Raw genomic sequence first — 25,594 nt, forward strand, 5'->3', positions numbered from 1 at the left:
CTCATTGTTCCAAAAGAACAATGAAGCAAACGCCTACAGAACAAGGTTATTGATGAAGATTGTACTTATTATGACACAAACTCAATCAAAAGACTGGAACAACTTCCTTTACCCTCGCCGTCGCTACTACGGTCAAGTTAAACCAGAGAATTTAGTCTTTAATGCTAACCTCCAAGAATTTGCACAGAAGGTTACATACATTACTTGTTTGGAAACAGGGGGAAAACTATCTCCTGAAGAAGCTTACAAGCAGATTGAGAAACTCTGGAAACAGTTAGAACGCAGCAAAAATGAACTGGTTATTGGTATAAACTCAGAAAATGACGTAGGTATTGGTAATTGAATCACTCTGTAAGCATTACAGCCTTATCTCGTTTTTCTAGGTGCAATTAGTTCTCTCGAAATTTATTCCTTTATTTTCTAAAGATCTCACTTTTTAACTTGCTTTATCGTTTCTCATCAATGAACTTGGAGGTAGCAAAACATGAATTCGATTGATACACTTCCGAATGTCAATATTCAATCCCAAGGACTAGTCTCAGAAAAATTTTTAAATTTAGATATCAAAACGTTTTGGCAGGCTTGTTATTGGGTAAAAAACTTACCCTATGGCTTCAACTTAAATAATGAGAATTCTCTCATTTTATTTGAGGAAAATCGAGGAACTTGCATCACCAAGCATGGCATTATTGCCAGATTAGCTCAAGAACTTGAATTAGAAATTTACAAGAACCTTGGATTTTATCAACTTAATGATGATATTGTAACGGGTGTTAATGCAATCCTTCAGGTACATGGATTAAACTTCATTCCTCAAACCCATTGCTTTTTGGAATATGGCTCTTACAGAGTCGATCTTACAGAAGGAAATTGCAACGGCAAAAACAAGACGATTGAGAACTATGATTTTGTGATTCGAGTTAACCCAGATTTGACTTATAAAGAGGAAGAACAGTACTACATCAACTATTTAAAGCAATATTTCAGTATTGAACCTAAACTTGCAGAGATAGGCATTCCAACCATTTTGCAGTTGCTTGAAACGTGCAACCAGCAATTTAAATATCAATGCTCAATCCTATCCAGCCGTAGTAGTCCAGCTTTTGTTACTCCATGAACTTTTGTCGCAATCCAAGAGGTCTGTATTAAAAATATTTTCTTTGAAATGCACTGTTTTTGCATTAATCAAATAGATACAATATATGCAACATCTCGAAAAGTTAGCCTCCAAAATACTGCTTCTTCTCCCTCAAACAACTTGTCTAGAATAAGAATAACATCCCCATTGTTAAGTTGTAATCGACCATATTGACGCACATCAATTGGAGTAGCGTTATTGTTATTATTGCACCGCTGCACATATGTTCCATTTGCGCTCTCTTCATCGACCACCCACCAAAAATTTGCCTCACATTCTAGGACGCAATGGTGTCGCGATATTATCTTTTCGGAGTTGGGAAGCACAATATCGTTTTTATGACTCCGCCCTATAGTAAAGCGCTGCTGTTCCAGCTTGATGGTGTAATGATTGTCATTCGGATCTTGAACATTCAGAAATCGGCACTCTGAATACATTAGTACCCCCTCGTTGACAGTTACCTCGGCTACCAATGTTTACTGAGGTTGCTTTTGCTTTTATAGATAATTATTGTTGTGCGACAAGACCGAGAGCAATTTACAAGCGATCCTAAAATCATCTAGTGTCAATCCTAAATACCTTAAATTTTGTTGATAAAGAATTTCCTAGTTGTGATAAAAGCACATAGGTAAGATGCTTGCTCTTGGAGTGTTGCAGCAGTGAAGATATATGCACTTGTTTTCGCCCTAGCGCTGTAAAATGACGAAGCAGATCGGCAATCCCTGCAATTCCAAGGTTGGCTTAAGTTAACCTTCTATCAGTTTGAACGAAGCTAAGTTCATAGTTTATAGTTCAGAATAGAGAGAGACACTTTTATCAAAATAAATTGATGCAAACCTCCTCTGCTGTCATTCCTAATTTAGTTGTTTCTGGGTTTCATGCCCTTTCCGATCCGCTACGGGTTAGAGTAGTGGAACTGCTGCAAGACAACGAACTGTGTGTGTGTGACTTGTGCGATGCATTGGGGGTAACCCAATCAAAACTGTCTTTTCACCTCAAAACCCTTAGAAAAGCAAGTTTAGTCCTTTCGCGTCAGGAAGGACGCTGGATTTATTACAGCCTGAATCTACCTCAATTTGTTGTCCTTGAGCAGTACTTATCAGAGTTCCGCCGCTTCAGCCAGATCTTACCTGCTCGTGTCTGTAAAGAGTTATCCTAAATATTAATTTTTTTGATAAATTTCTGTAAACAAATACATTGGCTGGCTTGACAAATCAATTTTTTTTGAAATGATAGAAATATCTTCTTAGATGTCAAGGAATAAGCCATGAAAAGGTCAGTGAAGTTGGCTTTTGCAATGGGAATGTTAGTTGTGATACCTAGTTGGTTGGCAGCACCTAGCTTATCGTCCACTAAGCGATCGCAAATGCAGATGCCAGCAAGAGAGCCGTCAAAGATAGCGCAAGCACCAACGATTAATATCGATGGTTCTAGTACGGTGTATCCGATAACACAGGCAATTGCCAAAGAGTATCGATCAAACCGAAACAATCAGGTGCAAGTGACAGTTGGTGTTTCCGGTACGACAGGTGGTTTTGAAAAATTCTGTGCTGGAAAAACAGACATCAGCAACGCCTCCCGACCAATTTTGACCGAGGAAATGGAAGTTTGTAAGAAAAACGGTGTGAGGTACATAGAACTTCCCATTGCCTTTGATGCCCTTACCATAGTTGTCAATCCACAAAACAACTGGGCAAAAGACATTACTATAGCGGAGTTAAAGAAGATTTGGGAACCGGCGGCTCAAGGCAAAATCACTCGTTGGAATCAAGTGCGTGCATCATGGCCCAACCGTCCCTTAAAATTGTACGGTGCAGGTAACAAGTCTGGTACTTTTGACTACTTTACAGAAGCAGTTGTTGGTAAATCTAGATCGAGTCGAACAGATTACGTAGCTAGCGAAGATGATGAAGTCTTGGCAGCAGGAATCAGCAAAGATCCAGATGCTTTAGGTTACTTTGGTTACGCTTATCTTGAAGAACACAAGAATAAGTTAAAAGCTTTACCTGTAAACAGTGGCAAAGGAGCAGTGTTACCTTCACGTGAGACTGTAGAAAAAGCTCAATATCAACCACTATCAAGACCTCTATTTATCTATGTTAATCCTTGGTCCAGCGAATACAAACAAGCTATTTATCAGTTTGTAGATTTTTATATTAAGAGCGCACCAAAAGTTGCAAGCTCTGTGGGTTACGTACCTTTACCCGCAGAAGCGTATCATATTGATTACGTTCACTTACATCAAGGCAAAGTGGGAACAGTGTTTGAGGGAAAATCTCAATTTGATTTGACGCTTGGGCAATTGCTAAGGAAACGAAAGCTGTTTTAAGTTAATCTGAGTGTAGAAAATATGGCTACTTAGGTATAATTACGTTTAACAGCGTCTAGTATGTCTGTTCCATTGAAAGCCTTTTTCATATGGGACAGCATATTTAAAAAATTGAGTACTTTAAAGCATATGTAATGAAGTTTTATGTAGAATATTTAACTTTCTCTTGACGCTCCATTTTTTTAGACATGAAATGAATGTAACCTTTTGGACGTAGATATTATAGTAGTGAGGTCATTTTTCAAAGAACTTTCTCAGTGCAGGCAGGCAGCTCTTTCGGAGGCGATAGGCACTTTTATTTTAGTGTTTGCAGGTACTGGTGCGGTTATGGTTAACACAATCAGCAATGGTGCTGTTACTCATCTTGGAATTAGCTTTGTCTTTGGTTCTATTGTGGCATCACTCATTTATACTGTCAGTCACATAAGTGGCGCACACTTTAACCCTGCTGTAACTTTAGCATTTTGGAATAGTGGCTTTTTTCCCAAGCACCAAGTTTTACCCTACATATTAGCGCAACTAGTAGGTGCAAGTGCGGCTTCGGCTTTGCTACTAGTAAGTTTAGGATCGGTTGCTAATTTAGGAGCCACTGTGCCATTGAATGGGAATTGGTTACAATCTTTGGTTCTGGAAACTGTTCTCAGCTTCATTTTGATGTTCGTGATTTTCGGTTCTGGATTAGATCGCCGCGCCCCTGTTGGCTTTGCAGGATTGGCAATTGGGCTGACGGTGGGAGTAGAAGCGGCGTTTATGGGACCAATTACAGGGGCAAGCATGAATCCGGCTCGTTCTTTTGGTCCAGCTTTTGTAGGAGGAATTTGGCAACATCACTGGGTTTATTGGGTTGCACCCATTTTAGGAGCGCAATTAGCAGCAGTCATTTACCGACATCTTTCCAACGGGTTTCGAGATTTTAAATCCTACCGTTGATTAACCTTGTAAATGTTGCTTTCTCGTTTCAAAAGCGTTATTTTCAACGCCCCTACAATTACACCTGTCAAATAGAGTTCACTTTGTTCGGTCAAGTCGTTGTAAAAAAATCAGACAAAGGTTTAAAACAATGGAACAGCAACTAATCCAACCTATTTCAGAAAACGTATGGTGGGTAATTCCCAACAAACTTGCAGGTGTTCGTAAGCCCGTGGCAGAAGAACTGCCGGAACTACAAAAATCTGGTATTGGAGCAATTATCTCTGTTATGGATGACCCTTCCAATCTAGATGTGTATCGGCAGGCAAACATTCCTTATCTCTGGATGCCAATTAAAGGAGGTACTGTTCCCAATCAGGAACAACTTCAGGAATTACAAAACTTTATTGATACTCAAAATAATCTAAATAACGCAGTCGCCGTTCATTGTACGAATGGGCGACGACGGACGGGAACAACTTTGGCCGCTTATCTAATTAGTACGGGTATGTCGTATGAGGATGCCATTCAAACCATTTACAGTGCAAACCCTGAAATCGAACTCAGAGACGCTCAAACCTCTTTTTTGCGAGAGTTGGCAGGAGAGTAACCACGCCATGACTCACGAGTTCTGGTTAGGAACTGCTAAAGCATTAGTTTAGCAGTTATAAAAAATTTTTGCCGAATCAATCAATTTTTCTTAAAATGATTGATAGTGTTTGTTAAGTTAGCCTGAAGCTCGGTTTCATCAAATTGCCGTTCAGAGGCAAGCGATGCTTTCATTTTCGGCAATTTACGTCAAAATTCACTAGAAGTCAGTTCTCTTTAAATTTTAGAAGGAAATTTTGATGGGTACACACAAGCCGCACATCCGTACAACTCAAGTAAAAGCTGGGAATAATCTTAGTTTTTTTGAAAAGTACCTTACCGTTTGGGTCTTTTTATGCATTATTGTGGGAATCGCACTGGGAAGATTTTTCCCTGGGGTAGCAGTGGCTCTAGATAGTATGAGCATTTACCAGGTGTCTATTCCAATTGCTGTATGCTTATTCTTCATGATGTATCCCATCATGGTGAAGATTGATTTTTCTCAAGCGGCAAATGCCATTCGTACTCCCAAACCAGTTATTCTTACTTTGGTGGTGAACTGGTTAATTAAACCCTTCACAATGGTGGTATTCGCACAGTTTTTTTTAGGGTGGTTATTCCGTCCTCTCATCGCTGGCACTGACATTATTAGAGGCACTGACGTTGCACTTTCTAATTCTTATATTGCAGGTACAATTTTACTCGGTATAGCTCCTTGTACGGCAATGGTACTCATGTGGGGATATCTTTCCTATGGCAATCAGGGACATACTTTGGTGATGGTGGCAGTAAATTCTTTAGCAATGCTGTTTTTATATGCTCCTCTAGGTAGATGGTTGTTAGCAGCAAATGATTTGACAGTACCGTGGCAAACAATATTTTTGTCGGTGCTCATTTATGTAGGATTGCCGTTAGTTGCGGGAATGTACAGCCGTTACTGGATCTTGAAGAATAAAGGACAAGATTGGTTTGAACGCCGATTTTTGAAGTATCTTACCCCTATTTCTATTACTGCCTTACTGATTACATTGGTACTATTGTTTGCTTTCAAAGGAGAACTTATTGTTAGCAATCCTTCACATATTTTATTAATAGCCGTACCGCTCTTTATTCAAACGAATTTCATTTTCTTAATTAGTTATGTAGCAGCGTTAAAGCTGAATCTCTTTTATGAAGATGCCGCACCAGCCGCATTGATAGGAGCTAGCAATCATTTTGAAGTTGCTATTGCTACAGCTGTAATGTTATTTGGTTTAAATTCAGGTGCAGCATTGGCTACAGTCGTTGGTGTTTTGATTGAAGTGCCAGTGATGTTAATGTTGGTTGAGTTTTGCAAACGTACAGCAGCTTGGTTCCCACGAGATCCCGAAAAGGCAACTTTACGCGATCCTCACTGTTTAACAGTGAGCAGTGACTAGTGACCAGTGACCGGGTTTTAATCTCAGTTAAAAGTTTATCGTTGATTAATTTTCATGGCTAATTTTGAGCATCCTCCCAGAATTTTGTTTTTATATGGCTCGTTGCGAGAGCGTTCTTACAGTCGTCTTTTAGCGGAAGAATCTGCTCGAATTATCGAGGGCTTTGGTGCTGAAGTTCGGTTTTTTGACCCTCGTGAGTTACCAATTCACAATAGCGTACCGGATACTCATCCAAAAGTACAGGAATTACGCGAGTTGAGTGAGTGGTCTGAGGGTCAAGTTTGGTCTTCACCAGAAATGCATGGTAATATTACTGGCATTATGAAAAATCAAATTGACTGGATTCCTCTCAGTATAGGTGCAGTCAGACCAACCCAAGGTAGAACCTTGGCCGTGATGCAAGTGAGCGGGGGTTCTCAATCTTTTAACGCTGTAAATACTATGAGGATTTTGGGGCGTTGGATGCGAATGTTTACAATTCCCAATCAGTCTAGTGTTGCGAAAGCTTATCAAGAGTTTAATGAAGATGGAACCATGAAGGATTCGCCTTACCGCGATCGCGTCATTGATGTCATGGAAGAACTCTATAAGTTTACTTTATTGTTGCGCGATAAGGTTGACTACCTAACAGACCGTTATAGCGAACGTAAGGAAAAAGCAGCTAAAGAGATAACAGCCATGGCGAATAAGGCTCTTGACATAAACTCAAGTAAAGAATAATTACCATTTGGAGTTGTGCTGTTTTCGCTAGTTCCTCAAATACTCTAAACGGCCTTGTGCTCTCATATCATTTCTGGAGAGGTCTATATAGCTCTCCTCTCAACTCTAATGCATCGGGCGGCAAACAAATAATTATAGACATAAATCAAAAAAAATTGATTTATGTAATGGATTGCACATGATTGACTAATCAAGATTTTTTAAACTATACAATGTATAGTATATAAGAACCTCAGTGGTAGAATCAATAAGAGCAAAAGCTAGAAAATAAGCACTTGCTTTTTCATCGCTTGAGCGTTGAACCGTAAAATCAGGTTTTGTTGATTTTTGTTGATTGAAATAGTGGAAGGAAAATTGATGAGTGTTCGTATTGGTATTAACGGGTTCGGTAGAATAGGACGACTTGCTTTGCGTGCTGCGTGGGGTTGGTCAGAACTAGAGTTTGTTCATATTAATGAAATCAAAGGTGGACCAAAGACATCTGCTCACTTACTCAAGTTTGATTCTGTCCATGGACGTTGGGCACCTGAAGTGGAAGCTGAAGGAGAACGTATATTAGTTGATGGGACACCTCTTAGTTTTAGCGAATATGCTAGCCCAGGAGAAGTTTCTTGGGAAGAGTTCGGTGTTGATATAGTTCTTGAATGCTCTGGTAAGTTTAGAACCTCTGCGACTCTTGACCCTTATTTCAAGCGAGGGGTGCAGAAGGTTATTGTGGCTGCTCCTGTTAAGGAAGAAGCACTTAATATTGTTATGGGGGTTAACGATCGCCTTTACGATCCCAAAAAGCATCATCTTCTCACGGCTGCCTCTTGTACGACTAACTGTTTGGCTCCAGTTGTGAAGGTCGTTCATGAAGGTTTAGGTATCAAGCATGGAATTATAACTACCATCCACGATAATACCAATACACAAACGATTGTAGATGCTCCCCACAAAGATTTGCGTCGGGCAAGGGCGACGAGTCTCTCTCTAATTCCAACGACAACTGGCTCGGCTACTGCAATTGGGCTGATTTATCCAGAACTCAATGGCAAGCTAAACGGTATTGCAGTACGAGTGCCATTGCTCAATGCTTCGCTCACAGACTGTGTATTTGAAGTCGTGCGACCCACTACAGTAGAGGAGATTAATAGCTTATTAAAAGCAGCTTCTGAGCAAGAACCACTTAAAGGGATTTTGGGCTATGAAGAGCGTCCTTTAGTCTCCATTGATTACAAAGACGATCCTCGGTCTTCAATTATTGATGCACTCTCCACAATGGTTGTGGATGAGACGCAAGTAAAAATACTTGCTTGGTATGACAATGAGTGGGGCTATGCCAATCGGATGGTCGAACTTGCTCGTAAAGTTGCTCTAAGCCTCAACGATAAGTAGCTCTTACATTTTTAGACGCTTTTGACTCAATTTCGTATCTACTATACCTTTATGGCTTCTACAACAGCTTCTAGTGCTAATTTAAAGAATTATATTTTAGTCACCTTGGCTTATTGGGGTTTTACCATCACTGATGGTGCCCTACGAATGCTAGTCCTGCTCTACTTTAACCAAATTGGTTATACCCCAATAGAAATTGCTTTTCTATTCCTCTTCTATGAAGTCTTCGGTATTGTTACCAACTTCTTGGGTGGATGGATTGGTTCTCAACTGGGTTTGAAAGTAACTCTCTATACTGGTATTGGACTGCAGATTTTCTCCCTGGTTATGCTGTCATGGCTCAATCGGGATTGGGCGCAGTGGATAGCGGTTCTTTATGTAATGGTGGCTCAGGCATTTTCTGGAATTGCCAAAGACTTGACCAAAATGAGTTCTAAAAGTGCGATTCGGTTGGTAGTGCCTCAAGAAGCTCAATCATCTTTGTTCAAGTGGGTGGCAGTACTGACGGGTTCTAAAAATGCTCTTAAGGGTGTTGGTTTTTTTGTAGGTAGCGCACTCTTAGCTTCATCTGGTTTCGTGAATGCCCTATGGATTATGGCAGGGGGGCTGTTCTTGATTATGTTTACTGGGTTATTGTTACCCAAAGGGATGGGCATAATCAAGAAGAAAGTCAAATTTAACCAACTTTTTTCCAAAAGCCAAGAGATTAACATTCTCTCAGCAGCTCGATTCTTTTTGTTTGGTTCTAGAGATGTGTGGTTTGTTGTGGGATTGCCAGTTTTCTTACGAGGACCTTTGGGCTGGTCTTTTTATCAGGTAGGTGGATTTTTAGCTTGCTGGGTCATTGGCTATGGCTTAATTCAGTTCTTAGCACCAACATTGCTACAGCGATTTGGTTCCGGTCGTCCACCCCAATCAAAGACTATCCAGTTTTGGACATTGACGTTGACTGCAGTTCCTGCTGCGATCGCTCTTGCTCTTCAACTAGGTGTACCTGCTAATATAGCGATCGTTGGGGGACTTTTAATTTTTGGTGTAGTGTTTGCTTTTAATTCTGCCGTTCACTCCTACTTGGTATTAGCTTTCACTGATGATGATAAAGTAGCGCTAAATGTTGGCTTTTACTACATGGCAAACTCTGGTGGACGATTAGTAGGTACTGTTCTATCAGGATTGATTTATCAAATTTTTGGATTAGTAGGTTGCTTGTGGACATCTATGCTCTTTGTACTAGCAGCAGCATTAGTTTCTCTGAAGCTACCAGATCCTCAACCAAGCAAAGCAATTTCCTGGAAAGCTGGTGAAGGAGAGTAAATAAGGTAGGCGAGGACACCTACCCTACAAAAATATTGCAATCTTAAAAAATTACAAGCTCTTAAAGCCCCCCAATTATTCCTCCATCATCGCGTGTAATGACTACTGTGGAAGAGCGCGGACGACCAGAAGGACCGTAACCTTGACTGTGAGGCCAATTGCTAAACTCGGTTGGATTAGAAGCAACTGCATCATCACCTGGGTGCTGAATGTTGATGAACATGGCTTTGCCATCAGGTGTAGTAATGACACCAGTAACTTCACAGTTTGTTGGACTGGTTAAGAAACGTCGAATCTGCTTGGTATTAGGATCGGCACACATCATGACGTTGCTACCGATGTTTTTCCAATCTCCAAGACCATTACCTTCTTGGTCAGTTTGAATCCAGAGGCGACCAAAGTCATCAAACCACAGACCATCTGGTGCGCCAAAGTCGTCACCATTGATGTTACCAACATGATTTGGATCGGGATCGAGTCTATCGCCGCATTCAACAAAAAGATCCCAGGTAAAAGTGGTAGTTGTTACAGTTCGTCTATCCTCACGCCAACGGATGATATGTCCGTAACGATTGTCAGGACGTGGATTGGTAGCATCAATTGGAGGACGTGCGCTTCCTGCACCTGTGGAACCGTCTGGCTTATTGGAAGATTCTGGTGTTGTTCCACGACGATTGTTGTTTGTCAAGGTACAGTAAACTTCAATCTCCTCAAATCCTCCTATCCGAGGACGCACGGCAGTCCACTCCGGACGATCCATCATTGTCGCCCCAACTCGGTCTGCTGCTTGTCTGGTCTTAATCAGCACTTCCGCTTGGCTTCTGAAGCCATTTTCGGGTGTCAGACCGTTTTGACCGTAGACAAGAGGAATCCACTCACCAGTTCCATTGTCTTTGAATTTAGCAACGTACAAAGTACCGTAATCAAGCATATCGCGGTTGGCATTGCGATCGTACTTGTTCAATGGTCTGGCACAAACGAACTTGTAGATATACTCGTTGCGTTCGTCATCTCCCATGTAAAATGCTACGCGATCGCTTGCATCAACTACAACTTGAGCGCTTTCATGCTTGAAACGACCAAGCCCAGTACGCTTCACAGGTGTGTTCTTAGGATTGTATGGGTCGATTTCAACAACCCAACCAAATAAATGGGGTTCGAGTGGGTTTGTACTGGCATTGAAACGCGGATCGACCTCATGCCAACGGTAGTTAGATCCTGTTGCGGAAATTCCGTAGCGATTTTGTCCTGCAAGAATATCAGCTTTGTCTACACCTGAAACAGACTCTACATCCCCTGTAGGGTTTGCAAAATAACCGTTCCAGTTTTCCTCACAGGTCAAATAAGTACCCCAAGGTGTATATCCGTGAGCGCAGTTATTGAGAGTGCCGTATGCAGTATAACCGTTGTTAACCTTTCCAGTCTCAATTGAACCGTTGGGTGTAATGTTAAACTTCTTCGATCTCAAGAGTGCATCGCCTGCTGCTGGACCGGAAACGTACATCTCTGTATTTCCAGTGATACGACGACCATAAGGAGAGTAGCGATCGACACTCCACTTACTACCACTCTTGACAATTTCCACAATGGAAACACCATGAGCCGCTTGAGATTTCCGCACCTTCTGAATTATCACTTGCGAACCGGGCAAACCTTGCTGTGCAGCCGTTCCTGTTGCTGGAACAAAGGTCAGACCATCAGGATGCAGGATTTCTTCATGGGTATACTCATGGTTCACACACAACAAACCACGCTCCTGAGAGCGACCAAAAAAACCACGTTTCTTAAAAGGAAAGTAATGCATACCATCTGCATGCATCCCAAACTGCTGGTCTTGTGCCGCAGCATCCTGAGAGACATCGGATTTCCACTCCGGTCCGCCTGGTGCGATGGGGTCACCCCACGCAACCAATACTTCAGCTTTATAACCAGCAGGAACGCTCACAAGATCCTTTTCCAGAAGCCCTGTACTTGGGTTATTTAAATTCGGTGGGATGCTCTCAAAACCAATGCCACCAAAGCCGAGACCTTCTGGGATTGGTGCTGCCTCTACAGTGCGGAGAAAGCCACCAATAGAAACTTCGCCTATAACGGTAAGTGCTGATGTCGCTGCCGCCGTGAGTATGAACCGCCGACGATTCATACCCATGCGCCCAATCACATCAAGAATTGACTCGTTATTTGATGGGTTGATGGTGACATCATTTTTAGGGTGAAGGGAACCTTTCATTTTGATTGCTCCATGTAATGGTTTTAAGACAGCTTCTTTAAGTTCTTTTGTTAATGGTTACCTCGACTCAACGTTTATATGAAATTTCTTCTTCGTTGAAGTCTCCATTAACGTAGTACGACAGTTATTTCTTAGCTTTTCTAGTATTGCGATCGCTAAGAATTAAATTCCTAGTACGCATTCAAATAAATCTCATCCTTGAGTCCATAAATTCCTATTGGATAGATAAGCAAAAAGCTTCACCATTCACTTAATTGTTAGAATAGTTGCTTCAATAATTAGAATCCTAGATGAAAGTTAAAATTAATTCCTAATTTAGTTAAGCTTCGGTTAAAATATTCAAAAAATAAGTGTTTTTTCTGATTTTCCTGAATCTCTTAATTATGAGATAAACTATTTTTTTACATAAAAAATTGTCTGTATTTGACTTATAGAAATAGGAAGGGAAATACCCGTTCCCGATCTGTATTCATCACAGACAAAGTATTGTTTAAGTACACATATTCAGTAAATCAACACCAGTAAACCTGGTCACTGGTCACTGGTCACTGGTCACTGGTCACTGGTCACTGGTCACTGGTCACTGATTACTGTTACTAGCTCTTTTCGCCTCCTGCTCAGTTTGGAATTTGGTTTGTCTGCGTAACAATTCTGCAATAGTAACATTTGGCTCTGGAACTCCCTTAAAAGCCGTGCCAATTTCACCTTTATCATATTGAATTTTTGTCAGTTTATAGCCTTCATCTGGCAATGGAATATAACCTACAGTCGTTGCTAATTTCTGGGCATTTTTCAGATAAAACTCAACAAAAGCTCGCAATTCTGGTTGATCTTGAGTGGACTTTGAATTGATATAAATAAAGAGCGGGCGAGATAAAGGTTGATACTGAGCATTTTTCACAACTTCAGACGAAGGAGAAATAGAAACTTTCCCATTATCAATTGCTAGTGCTTTTAGTTTATTTTGGTTAGATTCAAAATACGCAAAGGGAATATAGCCAAGTGCATTTGGATCTTTGCTTATCCCATCGACTAAAACATTATCATCTTCACTCCCTGTATAGTCAGAACGACTATTGCTTTTATTACCCACAATGGCTTCATTAAAGTAGTCGTATGTACCAGAGTCTTTACCTGCACCATACAGTTTTAATGGTCGATTGGGATATGTTCCTCGTATTTGATTCCAATTAGTCACTTTACCCTGAGCGGCTTTGTTCCAAACTTTTTTCAGTTCTGCTACTGTCACATCCTTTGCCCAACTGTTTTGGGGATTCACAGCAACAGTCAAGGCGTCAAAAGCAACTGGTAACTCAATAAAAGCAACACCCGCCTTGACACAAGCATCCATTTCTTGAATCAGGATAGGACGTGATGCATTAGAAATATCAGTTTCACCCGCACAAAATTTTCTGAACCCGCCTGTTGTACCAGAAAATTGCACGTCAATACTTACCTTCTGCCCTTCTGGAGTTTTGCCAAACTCTTTAGCAACTGCATCTGAAATTGGATAGACTGTGCTAGAACCATCAATCTTAATCTCTTTTGAAGTGCTTGCCTGATTTTCTCCTGCACAGGCAGTCAAAGACACAACTGTAGCAGTTACAGATATTAAAGAAAGTCCAAGTTTCACTTGCCTGTTGAAAGCCATAGAGCTATTTATCCTTTACACAAAAATTTCGGGTTGTACAAGATAAAGCTTGCACGGCACTAGATTTCACAACGCTCATTCAGTTGCCCATCGACATGGTTTTAACAAGAAAGGCAGAAGGCAGAGGGCAGAGGGCAGAAGGGATTTATCGCTTTTGCCTGATACCCAAAGCATAGCTGCGCGACTTTTGGGAGCAAGGGGTCTAAGTCCCCCACCACGCATCTTTGATTTGGTGGTCAACAATAACGGTGCGGGTTTAAATCCCCACCTAATTGCTTTCAGCATAGCTGCCTTCGCTTTAATCCATCCCATAAAAGAAAAATGAAGATTTTTTGATTTGACAATCTGCTATGTCAAGTCAAATCAGTGTATTCTGTACATACTGTGACTCAGTAAATTCTAAAACTTTTGACGCTAGCATACATTACTCCTAAGTAGAGGCACGATCTTAATTATTTCAAAAAAAATTGATTTGTTAACAAAAAATTTACAAACAGAAACGAAAGTAACAGAGCACTTTTTATGTTGTCATTATCACAAGTACAGAAGATGCCAAGATCGCGATAGCGTAGATAGCTGATAAACTGAGTAAAAAGATTAGCAAGCACGCATGGGCAAAAATACATCTTTTTTGGGTGGCATTTTTCAAAAACGCCTTTCTTGCTTGGCTTTTGCCTATGCCATACCAATTGGTGTTTTAGGAGGTTTAATCGGTTTGGGTAGTGCTGAGTTTCGTTTACCAGTGCTTGCAGGTGTTTTAGGATACCAAGCACGTCAAGCAGTACCTCTTAACCTTGCTGTAAGTTTGGTAACTATTGCAGCCTCTCTGGCGGGCAAAAACAAAAAGTAGCGATCGCCCGCGCCCTAGTTAGTCACCCCAAGCTGATTTTAGCCGACGAACCAACTGCTGCTTTAGATAGTAAGTCAGGGCAAGACGTAGTGGAACTGACGCAGCAACTAGCACAAGCGCAGGGATGCCCTATTTTGTTGGTGACACATGATAATCGCATTTTAGATGATGTTTACTATTTGAAGGTTGAGACTCAGAAGATTCCATAAATCACCAACAATTAAAGCGATGTAAAATCTTGAGAAATTAGAATGCATCAAAACTGTAGTACCCGTTCTTTATTAGTTCACCTTAGCCCAAAAATCAGCCGTGACAATTTCACCATTGCGATTGAACTGTCCCCAAAGCTTATATAGTCCAGGTTGAGGAAAACTAGTCAGAAACCGAACCCGTCCAGGAGTTGTATCTTTTACCGCGTGAGCATGGATGTAATCAGCTGAGGTGAGTGAGGCGGATTGACGCAGAATTACCAAGTGTCCACGTTCCCCCATGTAAGGCTGCAAATCGGTGACAGGTTGATTATTAGCGCCTTTGAGATTGAACGTTACAGCAACTTCCTCACCCGCTTTGACCGTTTCAGTAGGTAGCTCTAAATTGACCTTGGTGCTGGTAAATGTTTGACTACGCTTGAAGTTTACGTCCGGGGAAGATGAACTGTTCCCTGGAACTTGGGTTTTGAGTGTCGAGACTTGAGCGGGTTGTCCAGTGGGTTTGTAGTCGCTAAAAAGTGTATACCCTCCAGATCTGGGCAATTGCGCTTTGACGGTAAAACGCCCGTTGCCTTCATAACGTGGATGCAGATGATCGAAAAACCGAAGGTCATCACTGACTACGATGAGATGCATGAGTTGTTCGTGAGAAACATCAAACTTGTCGATAGGTTTCTCTGTTGCATCTTGAACATTAATTACTAACGGGACAGGAGCATTAACTGCGACCGTTTCTGGAACCGTAAGTTTTGCTTGAATCGCTGCATTTGTTTTTGTGTCACTTGAACTATGCATCGAATGTCCTGCGTGACTTCCCACTTGTGTTGAATGCTTGTCGTTGTGCTGTTGAGCTAAAACTGCCGTTGACGGTTCTTGAGTATTAGGTGATGTCGAGCAACTTTGTGCAAATAATAGAGTTGCAGTAGTAGCGATCGCAGTCATCAATATCTTCATGAAACTTACCTCCTAGAGTGCAAATTCCTGTTTCAACTGAGCAACCCAAGTTTTGATGCGTTGTTGTGTTAACTCAGATTGGTTATCTTCATCTAGCGCTAAACCAACAAACTTACCGTCACGCACTGCTTTTGACTCCGTAAAGTCGTAGCCCTCAGTTGACCAGTAGCCGACGGTTTCACCCCCAAGTTCTGAAATCTTTTCTTCTAAGATGCCCATTGCGTCTTGAAAAGAGTCGGGGTAGCCGTTCTGGTCGCCAACCCCAAAGTAAGCAACTTTCTTGCCGCTAAAATCGATATTGTCTAGCTCGTCAAAGAAATTATCCCAGTCGTCTTGCAGTTCACCCACATTCCAGGTAGGGCAACCAATGATGATGTAGCTGTAGTTCTCAAAATCGCTCGATTCTACTTTAGAAATGTCGTAGATATCAACAACGCTATCGCCACCAAACTCTTTCTGAATAAGTTCGGCTTCCGTTTGGGTATTCCCAGTTTGAGTTCCGTAAAATAAGCCAATCTTAGCCATGTTTATCTCCTTACTGATTAGCATGAAAATATTTGAGAGTTGTTCCAAAATTCAGCTATTATCTGATGCTCTGCTAATAGCTGATCGTGGAATAATAGGAATGCAAATTAGGCAGATGGTGGATACCCTGCTAACGCGAGCGCCGTCTCAATATCTGTTCTGAGTGCTTGAGTTTCTATGTTAATTAATTTCATTTTTGGGTCAGCTTGAACAATAGCGTTAGCATCAACCTTTTTAATGGCCTCAGTGATAGTTTTGGCGCAAGCAGAGCAAACCAGTTTAGGAACTTTAAGTTGTAGTGTCATAGCTGTAAATAACCTTCTTTTGGATAATTTGTTGTGGAGTTAGATGTGTGATTGAAGAACTCCACCTCATCTAAAATCACCTTAAATCCTCCATTTAACTGGAGAGTCAAGGGGAATGCCAAAAATTTTGTTGAGTGTTTGGTAATCTTCTAGCGGGAAGGGAGTAAGATAAGAATGACTTACAATAAATCCTAGTTTTTGATTTATTTTTATTTTTACAAGGATAAAGTCTCTTTAAAAAACAAAACTGCAAAACTCCCCCTTCTCTAGTGCTTAATGATGAGATGCACAAGGAGCAACAACTGAATTGGCCAAGGGGCAAAAACTAAACTTGTGAGTAAACTAATAGCTGATAACAAGCCTAATAAGCTTCCTATTTCATCGCTACAATTGATGCTAATATAGCCAGCCATTAAACCAATCACCAGCAAAACAAGGAAGAACAGAAGCATATTCATTACCTCCAAGTTGGTCAGTGGTATAACCATCTTTTAACTCAGAGCACGCCTAAGCTCTCTAATTAACTAGAGAATCAAAAATGGTAGATTATCCTGCTCATTACAGGATTGATTTTTTAAGTCGGAGCGATAATCGGACAGATGGTATTTTCAGGTATTTCAGAAACAGGTTCCCAGCCTGAAAGCAGCCCTTCTAACTCTATCTTCAATACTTGTAGCTGTTCGATTTGGTATTCGATTGCTGCAATTTTATCATTCAGTTTTGCTTGGATGTGGTCGCAGGGTAAATTCCCTTGGTCATGCACATCCAAAAACTCTTTAATCTCTAACAAGCTCAATCCAAGGCTCTGGGCACGCTTGATAAAGCTTAGGCGGGCAAAAACATTTGAGTTAAATAATCGAAATCCACCCTCAGTTCGATCCGAAGCCTTGAGCAAGCCCAGTTCTTCGTAGTAACGAATAGTTTTAATCGGTACACCACTTTCTTTAGCAACAACACCAATTTGTTTTCCTTGTTCTTTGAGTAACATATTTAACAGCCCCTCGCTAAACCTCTTACTTTGCTTTATCATATAAACTCTCTAGTTAACTAGAGGGTTAAGACTAAACGTCAAATTATTCACTTTTGCTTGTCAAGTAATTACCATTTTTTATCGGGATCATTCATGCTGCGCTCTTAGTTGCGATTCCTTTATATAGATGAGCCATAATATCTGGCATTTTTTCAGGTGTAAATTGTTTAAGTTCAACCTCATCAAATTGCTCCTCTACCAATTCCCGAATGTTTCGATTGAGATGACATCCATCCGCTATTACTTTTTGAATAGGTGTGAGCCGATGTTGCCAAACCTGTATGTTAGGTTTATCGCTTAACCCATGTTCCAAAAAGAAAAACCTACCACCTGGTTTGAGGATGCGGTAAATTTCTTGAAGTGCTTGCTCTACATTGGCAATGCTGCATAATGTAAAAGTGCTAACAACGCTATCAAAAGTATTATTTGATATTGGTAAATTTTCACTCGATAGCGTTAATTGCTCAACTGTTATATTCGAGTTACTAATACGCTTTTTTGCCAAAGCATTCATACCAGGATTTGCATCCACAGTAGTAATTTTATGAATATGTGGAGGATAGAAGGCGAGATTTAATCCAGTTCCAAAACCAATTTCTAGAACTTCTCCTTTGACATCTACGAGTAGTTCCTGACGGTATTTGGCTAAATTTGGGTCTGATAAGCTCCAATCTAAAAAGCGCGGTAAAATAACTTGTGAGTAAAACCCCATGATTCTAAATCCTTTAAAATTAACTATTTTCGCCTGTTTTCACCCCGAAGGATTCGGTAACAGCGCGTGGAGGAAACCCCCTATTCTGCACGCTACCTAACCTCCAAGACACCGCGAAACATATTCATGCCGCAGGTAAAGGTGTAAGTTCCTGGTTGGTTGGGAGTAAACTCAATCGGAGTCACTTTGTTCAGGCGTAGCTCTTGGGCAATATGGAAATCAGGAAATCGAATTTCTTCAAGGCAACTGCTGGGGTCTTTGCGGTAGAAGTTGAGTCGGACTCTTTGACCTGTATTAACTACCACTTGGCTTGGTTCATACCCACCATCAACGGTAATTGTTACCTCCTGGATGCCCTGCTTTGATTGTGCTTTTTGCGACTTTGGCTTACTCAGCAAAAACCACCATAACTCCAGTCCTATCAATCCTAATCCGCCAGCAGTAACGGCTCCTTTTGCCCATAAGGATTGTTCGATACGACGGAACTGACCCGTTTGCTTTGTTTGAGATGGTTGCATCTGTTCGTGGGACATTTGTGCAACTGCGGAGTTTGAAGCAATTCCAAGCACTAATCCCAAACTGGCAATACTGCCAATGATGACTCTTTTGTTCATTATTTAAACGCCTCCGTTGGCGAATCTAACTACATTGCAAGCTACGCTAATGCGCCGGAAATGGCTCCTAGCAAAAATCCCAATCCTGTCAAAGTTGCGAAAAATGTTGCTTTCTTCAGCATCGTTACTACTCACTGTGATTTATTCAACCAATTGTTTTAGGTCGGAAATTTCGCAAACGCAGCGCATTTGTTACTACGGAGACGGAACTAAACGCCATTGCTGCACCTGCAATAATGGGGCTAAGCAGCCAACCGAAGAAGGGGAAAAGAATTCCTGCTGCAATTGGAATACCAGCGACGTTATAGATAAAGGCGAAGAAGAGATTCTGACGAATGTTGCGAATCGTGGCACGAGAGAGTTGAATGGCGGTAACAATCCCCAGTAAATCCCCGGAGATGAGGGTGATGTCACTAGCTGCGATCGCCACATCTGTACCTGTGCCAATTGCTATCCCGACATCGGCTTGAGCCAGCGCTGGTGCATCATTAATGCCATCCCCGACCATTGCCACAATTTGGTCTGACGACTGAAGTTTCTCAACTGTCTGGGCTTTCCGATCCGGGCGAACTTCGGCAAAAACTCGTTTGATACCTACTTCACGAGCGATCGTTTCGGCTGTGCGGCGATTGTCCCCGGTCAACATGACTACTTCCAATCCCATTTTCTGTAATGTGCGAATCGCGTTTGCAGAAGATGGTTTCACCGCATCGGCAATGCCCATAATCCCTTGGACTTTGCGATTTACCGCAATCCAGATAACCGTCTTACCGAGATACTCCAAACGATCCCAATGTTCCTGCAATGCACCTGTATCAATTCCTAACTCGTTCATCCAACGGTGAGTGCCAATTTGTACCCATTGATCTGACACATACCCTTGTACACCGCTACCAGCGATTGCTTCAAACTCCTGTGCATCAGTTAACTGCACACCTTGAGATTGGGCATAATTTACGACCGCTTCAGCTAGAGGATGCTCTGAATTGCGTTCGACGGATGCTGCAAGGCGCAGAAGATTTAGCTCATTGCCATTGGCTGTACCGTTGATAGTTACAAAGTCGGTGACGGTGGGCTTACCTTGCGTAATTGTACCCGTTTTGTCGAGAACGACAGTCTTGAGTTTGTGCGCGAGTTCCAGACTTTCTGCCCCTTTAATGAGGATACCATTTTCTGCACCCTTACCCGTTCCCACCATAATAGAAGTTGGCGTTGCCAAGCCAAGGGCACACGGGCAAGCAATAATTAACACACCCACAGTTGTAATTAATGCCATCGTGACGTTGCCCATAACATTGTACCAGATGATGAACGTGGCGATCGCAATGGCAATGACCGCAGGCACAAACCATCCGGTGACGCGATCTGCCAATCGCTGAATCGGTGCTTTTGAACCTTGCGCTTGCTGCACTAGCTTGACAATCTGCGCCAAGAATGTATCTTTACCGACTCGTGTTGCTCGAAACTTAAAACTTCCGGTTTTATTGATTGTGGCTCCAATCACTTCATCACCCGGTTGCTTTTTCACAGGCACACTCTCGCCTGTTACCATCGCCTCATCAATGGTTGAAGAACCCTCAACGATCTCTCCATCGACCGGGATTTTTTCACCAGGACGCACCAGAATGACATCTTCCAAAACGACTTCAGCAATGGGAACGTCCACCTCTTTACCATTGCGAATCACCCGCGCTGTTTTTGCTTGCAAGCCTACAAGCTTGCGAATCGCTTCGGAGGTTTGTCCCTTGGCGCGATTCTCCAACAGTCGTCCGAGCAAAATGAGTGCAATGATGACAGCCGCTGCTTCATAATACACATCTGGTCGAAGTCCCTGAGCCATGAACCACTGGGGAAAGAAAGTGGGAAACAGAGAGTAGAGATAAGCCGTCCCCGTGCCGATCGCCACCAGCGTATCCATTGTTGCCGTATGGCGCTTCAGAGCTTTCCAAGCATTGACGTAGAAAGCACCACCAGCCCAGAACTGCACTGGAGCCGTCAGTACGAGCTGGAGCATGGGATTATGCAGCCACATGGGAATAAAAGGAATCTGTAATCCCGTCATGGCAGGCAGCGAACCAATGACCAGAACTACACTGACGATGGCGCTGACCCAAACTTTGCGGGTCAAGTCCCGATTTTCGACTTGCCGTGCAAGCCGTTCCGCATCATCTTCTTTTGCAAGTACGTCGTCTTGTATGGGCTGAGCTGAGTATCCAGCTGCATCAACTGCATCCTGAATCTCCGCTACATTAGTTTTGCTCTTGTCATAGGTGACAGTGGCTTGTTCCGCACCAAAATTAACGCTGCACGCCTCAACTCCTGGAACTAAGCGGATTGCATCTTCGATGTTGCTGGCACAAGAGGCACAACTCATGCCGAGCAACTTAAGTGTAGTATTTTCCATTAAGTGACTCCTTAACACGCACTAGTATTCGGTATTTAGGAATATTGGCGGCTAGGCGACTGAGTAACCTGCGTTAGTAATAGCTTGTTTCACAATCGCCTCAGATGCTTGAGTCTCAATGCTGACCAACGCCCGTTTTTGGGTTAGCCTGAACGGTTGCGGCAGGGTCAACCGTTTTGACTGCTTTTGCAATCGTTTCACTACAAGCCGAACACGCCATGTTGGGAACTTTAAGTTGTAAAGTTATGATTTCAATCCTCTTGCTATGAATTACTTTCATTTTGAAGTCTCCAGCAAACTGGAGAGTCAAGGGGGAGCGAAAGCAAATTTTGAAGATCTATCAAAGGGAGGATAAGGTAGCCTAGTTTAAGCGTGCTTCATTATTACAAACTTGTACGACAAAGGGCACGGTAATGACGTGCCCCTTACGCTTTCAGTTTTATGTTCTTACTTCATCATAGTTGAAGCCTGCAAACGCAACTTATGCCATTGCTCCAGCCATTTGACGGCAGGATTCAGCGCAACGGCGACAGGATGCGGCGCAGCGTTTGCAGTGGTCGTGGTCATGCTTTTCACACTCAGCCGCACAGCGATCGCAAGCTTCAGCACAGATCTTACACATTTGAGCATGGAGAGCCGAATTGCGAGACATGAAACGGGCGCACAGATCGCAAGTGTCAGCGCAATCTCGGCACAGCTTGATACACTGAACCATCATCTGTACCATATCGCCACTTAAGCAGGCATCGGCACAGTTTTCGCAATCACGCAGGCAATCAAAACAATTCTGAATGCAAGTTTCAAGCAGGGATTGGTGAGATTGAGATACTGCCATAATCTAACTCCTACTAAAAGACACTATATCAAATCCGGTAGTATTTGAATGATTAAAAAACCGCTCCAGACGCACCAGATCGCACCAGAGAGAGGATAGAGAAAGAATTTCGATACAAACGGATTTGATATTAGTTGTACAAGAGGCAGCATTTATACCTCTTCGCCCTTACATTAAGAACTAATGAGTGCGATCGCGTCTTCCTAATGACGTGATAATTATTTATTTCTAATGAACGATACTCATTTCATCCTGATTTCATTTCTCTATGCATAACTGTTTATTTGTAGTAAGAATTACAAGGATAACGATTTCATGCTGATTTCATTTTTGTATGTCTAACGCTTTTAGCGTCTGTTCGATCAAGATTTCACCAGAATTTCATTAGCATATGAAAACAAAAATATACACTGCTTTGCAAACATTGCAAGTCATTAAGCATAAAGAAATGAAATTAAGATGAAATTTTTTTCTGAGGTAGTTACAAATACATAAAAAACATTTGTATCTATAGACAGAAGCGCTCTACTCTACATAATCTTAATCTGTTTTTAGTTTTAGTTGCTACATTGTTGACGCTGGTCATCCCAAAATCTAGGGATAAGAAAAAAAGGTTGTTCTAGTTCAACAATTCTTGTTTGTAGTGTTTTGATTGAAAGCTCAATACAACAATCAGGCAACAACATGAGGAGTGCATGAGTACACGTATAACAAACAATATACTGGGTGCCAAGCCTAGTATGCTAACCTGAACAATATTCTACTGCTTCCCTACAAAGCTCGTGTTTCTATTACCAAATCCAATGCCACACTAGGCTAATTTATATTTGGTGTTCCCAGTATTAAGTTTAGTGTTACAACATTGGCATAAGCAGGAATTAACTAGCACTTTTAACAAGAAGTTAGCAGTAGCTCTCTTTAGTTCTAAGCATGGCTTAACCCAAAGTGTTGGTCAAACGCTTTAGTAACTCAAAGGTTTTTTACCATCTAGATCTGCCCAATTCCTGTAATGGTAACTCATGTGTAAGTTTTGCTGTTTCATTTACTTTTTTCAGGATGAAAAAGGCATCCTTAAAAATAAAACAGATGTTGCATAACAACAAAAACTCACTACCACGTTTAACAGCTAGCATCAGCTTACAAGTGATTCTAGCCCTGACACCCGCCTTAGGTGCTTTTACTATTGCGATTGAGCCGATAGTAGCAAGCCAACCTGCTCCAAGAAACAGGCTGACGCAACTTGAAATTCGGCTTCTGCGGGATTTGATTGACGGTCACAACTTTGCGATTGAGATGTCAGAGGTATGTTTACAGAAAGCTACACTTGAAGACTTGAAATCGGTTTGTCAGCAGGTCATCACCGCTCAACAGCAAGAGATTCAAACAATGCAGTCGTGGCTGAGTGACTGGTATGGCATTACATACTCACCAACACCAAACAGGTTTGGTCAAAATGTAATCAGTCAGTTATCAGCGCTAAGTGGAGATGATTTCAATATCACATTCATGAAGACTTTAGCCTCACACCATTGGGGCGCTATCATCTTAGCTGGGGAGATTACCGATCGCGCTTACCACGTAGAATTTGTCAACCTAGCTGCCAATGTTGTTACTGAGCAAGTAAGCGAAATCAATCAGCTACGCACCTGGCTCAAAGATATCTACAATATAGAGTATGTCGGGGCAGCTGCGGCAGGTTCGGCTGCAAATACCCCTGAGCCTGAACGCAATCTTCTTAATCCAGAGAATGATTCAGAGTAATTGAGCGGGTAGTGCGGTAGTACCTGAAAGCGCTACCGCCTCCGTTGCTGGCTGACCCTGGAGGGGTGTGAAGCAGTTAACCGCAAACCCTAAGAAAACTCTGGAATTCTAGAGGCGCTAGAAGCGGTCAGCAGGGGGAAAAGAGTATCTGTAAACCAACCGATAGTGCTGATAACGCTAGCCCACAACGACATAACTCCTATATGTAGCGACCTGTATATGGGTCGCTACAACGATCTACCAGGTACAAGAATTTCATCCTAATTTCATTTTTCTTTGCAATACTAAACAATTAGTGCAGTTCTATTGCTCCAATAGCAAACTTGCTATTTTGCTCTAATATTCAGCTAATTTAGCAAGACATAATAGTTGACACTCCAGTTAACTGGAGAGTTCAAAATAGAAAAATATAACTTCTTGGTAAGCCTGAGATGAATTTCAAGTCTATGCAACCTATTTCTTGGAAAACTGGTTTTTTTGCGTTTAGCTTTGTAGCACTCGCTTCCTTAACAAGCGGCGTGCTGACAGCCTGTTCTACAACGGCTGACCAAAACCAAAGCCAAGCCCCAAATACCACCGCAACCGATGTCAACGACAAGCAGATGAATCATGGCAGTGGCGGCATGAATCATGGTAGCGGCATGAATCATAGCATGGATAATGGTCCGGCTGATGCTAACTATGATTTGCGGTTCATTGATGCGATGAGATTGCATCACCAAGGTGCAATTACAATGGCAAAAGAAGCGCTGCAAAAATCCCAACGCTCTGAAATTAAGAGTTTGGCACGCAACATTATTGTGACTCAAAGCAAAGAAGAAAACGAGATGTTGCGTTCGTGGAGACAAGCTTGGTATCCCAAAGCGAGTGCAGAGCCTGTTGCCTATGGTGGTGAAGGTAAATCTGTCGTACCCATGTCAAAAGAACAACAGAAAAGTATGGCAATGGATGAGGATTTGGGACTTGCCAATGCTGAGTTCGACCTGCGCTTTATGAATGCCATGATTGTCCATCATGAAGGCGCTGTGGAAATGGCTAAAGATGCCTTGAATAAGTCTAAGCGTCCTGAAATCAAGCAATTGGCGACGGAGATTGTGACTTCACAGCAAAAAGAGATTGACCAAATGAAGCAGTGGCGACAAGCTTGGTACAATAAGTCAAACTAGTAAATATGTGTAAAGTAATTTACCATTGATATGCAAAGCTACAAGTAGTGTAAGCATTTGCCGTTGAACATTCAGCTAGGGCTTTCTCTAAAAAGAGGGTTAACTAAACGCAATTTCATCTCAATTTCATTTCTCTATGTAAAAATAAGTGGTGTATGCATTTACAATAGTATATTGTGGCACAGTAGTGCCATAGACCAAAAGCAATGCCTGCACGTTCTCAAGTCCCTTCACTCAATACTCAAAGACTATTAAAGCACTATGCCCAACTCGATTGCCAAGCTACCTACAACCATTCGTTGCGTTTCTGGTACATTACTGAAACGCACTCAAGCAGCGGTTGATATAGCAAAATCACGTATTCAACTTAGTGATGCTGCTTATCAAACATGGCTACAACAATTGGGAAATGAAATCAAATCCGTTTTCACCTCAGTTCCTGACGTAGAAGTCGTTTTTACAGAGGAATATCCAAAATGGATTGAGAACCATCACAGTAGTTATCAGGATTCAAACCTTAGGAATCGGAAATAAAATAATTTAAAAATATTTAAT

Annotated in this window: 27 protein-coding genes and 2 pseudogenes; 16 read left to right on the forward strand and 13 right to left on the reverse strand. The window is 41.9% G+C overall.

Annotated elements, in window-relative coordinates; genetic code table 11:
- Window positions 1-52: 52 nt before the first annotated feature.
- Both WA1_RS49595 and WA1_RS49600 read left to right on the forward strand, forming a co-directional pair.
- Window positions 53-343 (forward strand): DUF7219 family protein, encoded by a 291-nt coding sequence (locus tag WA1_RS49595; RefSeq protein ID WP_017740984.1) that lies wholly within the window; start codon window positions 53-55, stop codon window positions 341-343.
- A 141-nt stretch (window positions 344-484) separates the two neighbouring features.
- The gene (locus WA1_RS49600; RefSeq protein WP_017740985.1) at window positions 485-1,117 is read left to right on the forward strand and encodes a hypothetical protein; all 633 of its coding nucleotides are present in this window, start codon (window positions 485-487) and stop codon (window positions 1,115-1,117) included.
- Between the two features lie 68 nt (window positions 1,118-1,185).
- Here WA1_RS49600 and WA1_RS49605 read toward each other — a convergent pair whose 3' ends face one another.
- Window positions 1,186-1,575 carry an FHA domain-containing protein gene (locus WA1_RS49605; RefSeq protein WP_017740986.1) on the reverse strand — a complete coding sequence of 130 codons (390 nt, stop codon included), beginning with the start codon at window positions 1,573-1,575 and terminating at the stop codon, window positions 1,186-1,188.
- A gap of 392 nt (window positions 1,576-1,967) precedes the next feature.
- Between WA1_RS49605 and WA1_RS49610 the strand changes: the two genes are divergently transcribed.
- The 8 genes from WA1_RS49610 (at window position 1,968) to arsJ (ending at window position 9,793) form a co-directional block, all read left to right on the forward strand.
- The gene (locus WA1_RS49610; RefSeq protein ID WP_017740987.1) at window positions 1,968-2,297 is read left to right on the forward strand and encodes an ArsR/SmtB family transcription factor; all 330 of its coding nucleotides are present in this window, start codon (window positions 1,968-1,970) and stop codon (window positions 2,295-2,297) included.
- 108 nt (window positions 2,298-2,405) lie between these two features.
- Complete coding sequence (locus tag WA1_RS49615) at window positions 2,406-3,467, forward strand: PstS family phosphate ABC transporter substrate-binding protein (RefSeq protein ID WP_017740988.1); 1,062 nt, start codon at window positions 2,406-2,408, stop codon at window positions 3,465-3,467.
- Between the two features lie 228 nt (window positions 3,468-3,695).
- Window positions 3,696-4,397, forward strand: coding sequence for an MIP/aquaporin family protein (locus tag WA1_RS49620; RefSeq protein WP_026134409.1), 702 nt, complete (start codon window positions 3,696-3,698; stop codon window positions 4,395-4,397).
- Between the two features lie 130 nt (window positions 4,398-4,527).
- Window positions 4,528-4,986: a phosphatase domain-containing putative toxin gene (locus WA1_RS49625; RefSeq protein WP_017740990.1), complete on the forward strand. Its 459-nt coding sequence runs from the start codon at window positions 4,528-4,530 to the stop codon at window positions 4,984-4,986.
- A 238-nt stretch (window positions 4,987-5,224) separates the two neighbouring features.
- Window positions 5,225-6,382 (forward strand): ACR3 family arsenite efflux transporter, encoded by a 1,158-nt coding sequence (gene arsB / locus WA1_RS49630; protein ID WP_017740991.1) that lies wholly within the window; start codon window positions 5,225-5,227, stop codon window positions 6,380-6,382.
- A 54-nt stretch (window positions 6,383-6,436) separates the two neighbouring features.
- Entirely contained in the window at window positions 6,437-7,102 is a 666-nt protein-coding gene (gene arsH / locus WA1_RS49635; RefSeq protein ID WP_017740992.1) for an arsenical resistance protein ArsH, read from the forward strand.
- Window positions 7,103-7,459: 357 nt separating this feature from the next.
- A complete protein-coding gene (locus WA1_RS49640; protein WP_017740993.1) occupies window positions 7,460-8,479 on the forward strand; it encodes an ArsJ-associated glyceraldehyde-3-phosphate dehydrogenase in 1,020 nt (339 codons plus the stop codon).
- A gap of 51 nt (window positions 8,480-8,530) precedes the next feature.
- On the forward strand, window positions 8,531-9,793 hold the full coding sequence (gene arsJ / locus WA1_RS49645; protein WP_017740994.1) for an organoarsenical effux MFS transporter ArsJ: 1,263 nt from the start codon (window positions 8,531-8,533) through the stop codon (window positions 9,791-9,793).
- A gap of 61 nt (window positions 9,794-9,854) precedes the next feature.
- Here arsJ and WA1_RS49650 read toward each other — a convergent pair whose 3' ends face one another.
- Together WA1_RS49650 and WA1_RS49655 are read right to left on the reverse strand one after the other, a co-directional pair.
- The gene (locus tag WA1_RS49650) at window positions 9,855-12,023 is read right to left on the reverse strand and encodes a PhoX family protein (RefSeq protein ID WP_017740995.1); all 2,169 of its coding nucleotides are present in this window, start codon (window positions 12,021-12,023) and stop codon (window positions 9,855-9,857) included.
- 580 nt (window positions 12,024-12,603) lie between these two features.
- Window positions 12,604-13,674, reverse strand: coding sequence for a PstS family phosphate ABC transporter substrate-binding protein (locus tag WA1_RS49655; protein ID WP_017740996.1), 1,071 nt, complete (start codon window positions 13,672-13,674; stop codon window positions 12,604-12,606).
- A 49-nt stretch (window positions 13,675-13,723) separates the two neighbouring features.
- Here WA1_RS49655 and WA1_RS56365 point away from each other — a divergent pair, with 49 nt between their 5' ends.
- The 3 genes and pseudogenes from WA1_RS56365 to WA1_RS56375 all read left to right on the forward strand — a co-directional run.
- Window positions 13,724-13,999: a hypothetical protein gene (locus WA1_RS56365; protein ID WP_148663082.1), complete on the forward strand. Its 276-nt coding sequence runs from the start codon at window positions 13,724-13,726 to the stop codon at window positions 13,997-13,999.
- Window positions 14,000-14,284: 285 nt separating this feature from the next.
- Window positions 14,285-14,524: a hypothetical protein gene (locus WA1_RS56370; RefSeq protein WP_017740998.1), complete on the forward strand. Its 240-nt coding sequence runs from the start codon at window positions 14,285-14,287 to the stop codon at window positions 14,522-14,524.
- A pseudogene (locus tag WA1_RS56375) lies at window positions 14,494-14,733 on the forward strand (ATP-binding cassette domain-containing protein); the annotation flags it as partial. The gene WA1_RS56370 and the pseudogene WA1_RS56375, both read left to right, overlap by 31 nt.
- 72 nt (window positions 14,734-14,805) lie before the next feature.
- Here the strand turns inward: WA1_RS56375 and WA1_RS49670 are convergent.
- The 10 genes and pseudogenes from WA1_RS49670 to WA1_RS54340 all read right to left on the reverse strand — a co-directional run bounded on the left by WA1_RS49670 (window position 14,806) and on the right by WA1_RS54340 (window position 22,112).
- The gene (locus WA1_RS49670) at window positions 14,806-15,687 is read right to left on the reverse strand and encodes a hypothetical protein (protein WP_033334651.1); all 882 of its coding nucleotides are present in this window, start codon (window positions 15,685-15,687) and stop codon (window positions 14,806-14,808) included.
- A 12-nt stretch (window positions 15,688-15,699) separates the two neighbouring features.
- On the reverse strand, window positions 15,700-16,212 hold the full coding sequence (gene fldA, locus WA1_RS49675; RefSeq protein ID WP_017741000.1) for a flavodoxin FldA: 513 nt from the start codon (window positions 16,210-16,212) through the stop codon (window positions 15,700-15,702).
- Window positions 16,213-16,319: 107 nt separating this feature from the next.
- Complete coding sequence (locus tag WA1_RS49680) at window positions 16,320-16,517, reverse strand: heavy-metal-associated domain-containing protein (protein WP_017741001.1); 198 nt, start codon at window positions 16,515-16,517, stop codon at window positions 16,320-16,322.
- Window positions 16,518-16,783: 266 nt separating this feature from the next.
- Window positions 16,784-16,969, reverse strand: a complete 186-nt coding sequence (locus tag WA1_RS49685; protein WP_017741002.1) for a hypothetical protein — start codon at window positions 16,967-16,969, stop codon at window positions 16,784-16,786.
- A gap of 122 nt (window positions 16,970-17,091) precedes the next feature.
- On the reverse strand, window positions 17,092-17,505 hold the full coding sequence (locus WA1_RS49690; protein ID WP_017741003.1) for a heavy metal-responsive transcriptional regulator: 414 nt from the start codon (window positions 17,503-17,505) through the stop codon (window positions 17,092-17,094).
- 133 nt (window positions 17,506-17,638) lie between these two features.
- Window positions 17,639-18,259 (reverse strand): class I SAM-dependent methyltransferase, encoded by a 621-nt coding sequence (locus WA1_RS49695; RefSeq protein ID WP_017741004.1) that lies wholly within the window; start codon window positions 18,257-18,259, stop codon window positions 17,639-17,641.
- Between the two features lie 92 nt (window positions 18,260-18,351).
- Window positions 18,352-18,873 (reverse strand): cupredoxin domain-containing protein, encoded by a 522-nt coding sequence (locus WA1_RS49700; protein WP_017741005.1) that lies wholly within the window; start codon window positions 18,871-18,873, stop codon window positions 18,352-18,354.
- A 145-nt stretch (window positions 18,874-19,018) separates the two neighbouring features.
- Window positions 19,019-21,277, reverse strand: coding sequence for a heavy metal translocating P-type ATPase (locus WA1_RS49705; RefSeq protein ID WP_017741006.1), 2,259 nt, complete (start codon window positions 21,275-21,277; stop codon window positions 19,019-19,021).
- A gap of 51 nt (window positions 21,278-21,328) precedes the next feature.
- A pseudogene (locus WA1_RS49710) lies at window positions 21,329-21,524 on the reverse strand (heavy-metal-associated domain-containing protein).
- A gap of 234 nt (window positions 21,525-21,758) precedes the next feature.
- Window positions 21,759-22,112 (reverse strand): four-helix bundle copper-binding protein, encoded by a 354-nt coding sequence (locus WA1_RS54340; RefSeq protein WP_081403187.1) that lies wholly within the window; start codon window positions 22,110-22,112, stop codon window positions 21,759-21,761.
- A 1,086-nt stretch (window positions 22,113-23,198) separates the two neighbouring features.
- On the opposite strand from WA1_RS54340, the gene WA1_RS54345 reads away from it, so the two are divergent.
- The 3 genes from WA1_RS54345 to WA1_RS49730 all read left to right on the forward strand — a co-directional run bounded on the left by WA1_RS54345 (window position 23,199) and on the right by WA1_RS49730 (window position 25,573).
- On the forward strand, window positions 23,199-23,873 hold the full coding sequence (locus WA1_RS54345) for a DUF305 domain-containing protein (protein ID WP_017741009.1): 675 nt from the start codon (window positions 23,199-23,201) through the stop codon (window positions 23,871-23,873).
- Window positions 23,874-24,304: 431 nt separating this feature from the next.
- Window positions 24,305-25,039: a DUF305 domain-containing protein gene (locus WA1_RS49725; protein WP_017741010.1), complete on the forward strand. Its 735-nt coding sequence runs from the start codon at window positions 24,305-24,307 to the stop codon at window positions 25,037-25,039.
- Window positions 25,040-25,300: 261 nt separating this feature from the next.
- The gene (locus tag WA1_RS49730; RefSeq protein ID WP_017741011.1) at window positions 25,301-25,573 is read left to right on the forward strand and encodes a hypothetical protein; all 273 of its coding nucleotides are present in this window, start codon (window positions 25,301-25,303) and stop codon (window positions 25,571-25,573) included.
- Window positions 25,574-25,594 lie beyond the last annotated feature (21 nt).

This window comes from Scytonema hofmannii PCC 7110 (assembly GCF_000346485.2).
GTDB classification, from domain to species: domain Bacteria; phylum Cyanobacteriota; class Cyanobacteriia; order Cyanobacteriales; family Nostocaceae; genus Scytonema; species Scytonema hofmannii.

Coding starts and splice junctions, on each gene's coding strand:
- WA1_RS49595 (WP_017740984.1), top strand. CDS start 53: ATGAAGATTGTACTTATTATGACACAAACTCAATCAAAAGACTGGAAC.
- arsB (WP_017740991.1), top strand. CDS start 5,225: ATGGGTACACACAAGCCGCACATCCGTACAACTCAAGTAAAAGCTGGG.
- WA1_RS49615 (WP_017740988.1), top strand. CDS start 2,406: ATGAAAAGGTCAGTGAAGTTGGCTTTTGCAATGGGAATGTTAGTTGTG.
- WA1_RS49625 (WP_017740990.1), top strand. CDS start 4,528: ATGGAACAGCAACTAATCCAACCTATTTCAGAAAACGTATGGTGGGTA.
- WA1_RS49700 (WP_017741005.1), bottom strand. CDS start 18,873: ATGAACAAAAGAGTCATCATTGGCAGTATTGCCAGTTTGGGATTAGTG.
- WA1_RS49730 (WP_017741011.1), top strand. CDS start 25,301: ATGCCCAACTCGATTGCCAAGCTACCTACAACCATTCGTTGCGTTTCT.
- WA1_RS49600 (WP_017740985.1), top strand. CDS start 485: ATGAATTCGATTGATACACTTCCGAATGTCAATATTCAATCCCAAGGA.
- WA1_RS49690 (WP_017741003.1), bottom strand. CDS start 17,505: ATGTTACTCAAAGAACAAGGAAAACAAATTGGTGTTGTTGCTAAAGAA.
- WA1_RS49670 (WP_033334651.1), bottom strand. CDS start 15,687: ATGAAGATATTGATGACTGCGATCGCTACTACTGCAACTCTATTATTT.
- WA1_RS54345 (WP_017741009.1), top strand. CDS start 23,199: ATGTTGCATAACAACAAAAACTCACTACCACGTTTAACAGCTAGCATC.
- WA1_RS56370 (WP_017740998.1), top strand. CDS start 14,285: ATGGGCAAAAATACATCTTTTTTGGGTGGCATTTTTCAAAAACGCCTT.
- WA1_RS49605 (WP_017740986.1), bottom strand. CDS start 1,575: ATGTATTCAGAGTGCCGATTTCTGAATGTTCAAGATCCGAATGACAAT.
- WA1_RS49650 (WP_017740995.1), bottom strand. CDS start 12,023: ATGAAAGGTTCCCTTCACCCTAAAAATGATGTCACCATCAACCCATCA.
- WA1_RS49610 (WP_017740987.1), top strand. CDS start 1,968: ATGCAAACCTCCTCTGCTGTCATTCCTAATTTAGTTGTTTCTGGGTTT.
- WA1_RS49725 (WP_017741010.1), top strand. CDS start 24,305: ATGAATTTCAAGTCTATGCAACCTATTTCTTGGAAAACTGGTTTTTTT.
- arsH (WP_017740992.1), top strand. CDS start 6,437: ATGGCTAATTTTGAGCATCCTCCCAGAATTTTGTTTTTATATGGCTCG.
- WA1_RS49705 (WP_017741006.1), bottom strand. CDS start 21,277: ATGGAAAATACTACACTTAAGTTGCTCGGCATGAGTTGTGCCTCTTGT.
- WA1_RS49695 (WP_017741004.1), bottom strand. CDS start 18,259: ATGGGGTTTTACTCACAAGTTATTTTACCGCGCTTTTTAGATTGGAGC.
- WA1_RS49655 (WP_017740996.1), bottom strand. CDS start 13,674: ATGGCTTTCAACAGGCAAGTGAAACTTGGACTTTCTTTAATATCTGTA.
- fldA (WP_017741000.1), bottom strand. CDS start 16,212: ATGGCTAAGATTGGCTTATTTTACGGAACTCAAACTGGGAATACCCAA.
- WA1_RS49640 (WP_017740993.1), top strand. CDS start 7,460: ATGAGTGTTCGTATTGGTATTAACGGGTTCGGTAGAATAGGACGACTT.
- WA1_RS54340 (WP_081403187.1), bottom strand. CDS start 22,112: ATGGCAGTATCTCAATCTCACCAATCCCTGCTTGAAACTTGCATTCAG.
- WA1_RS49685 (WP_017741002.1), bottom strand. CDS start 16,969: ATGCTTCTGTTCTTCCTTGTTTTGCTGGTGATTGGTTTAATGGCTGGC.
- WA1_RS49680 (WP_017741001.1), bottom strand. CDS start 16,517: ATGACACTACAACTTAAAGTTCCTAAACTGGTTTGCTCTGCTTGCGCC.
- arsJ (WP_017740994.1), top strand. CDS start 8,531: ATGGCTTCTACAACAGCTTCTAGTGCTAATTTAAAGAATTATATTTTA.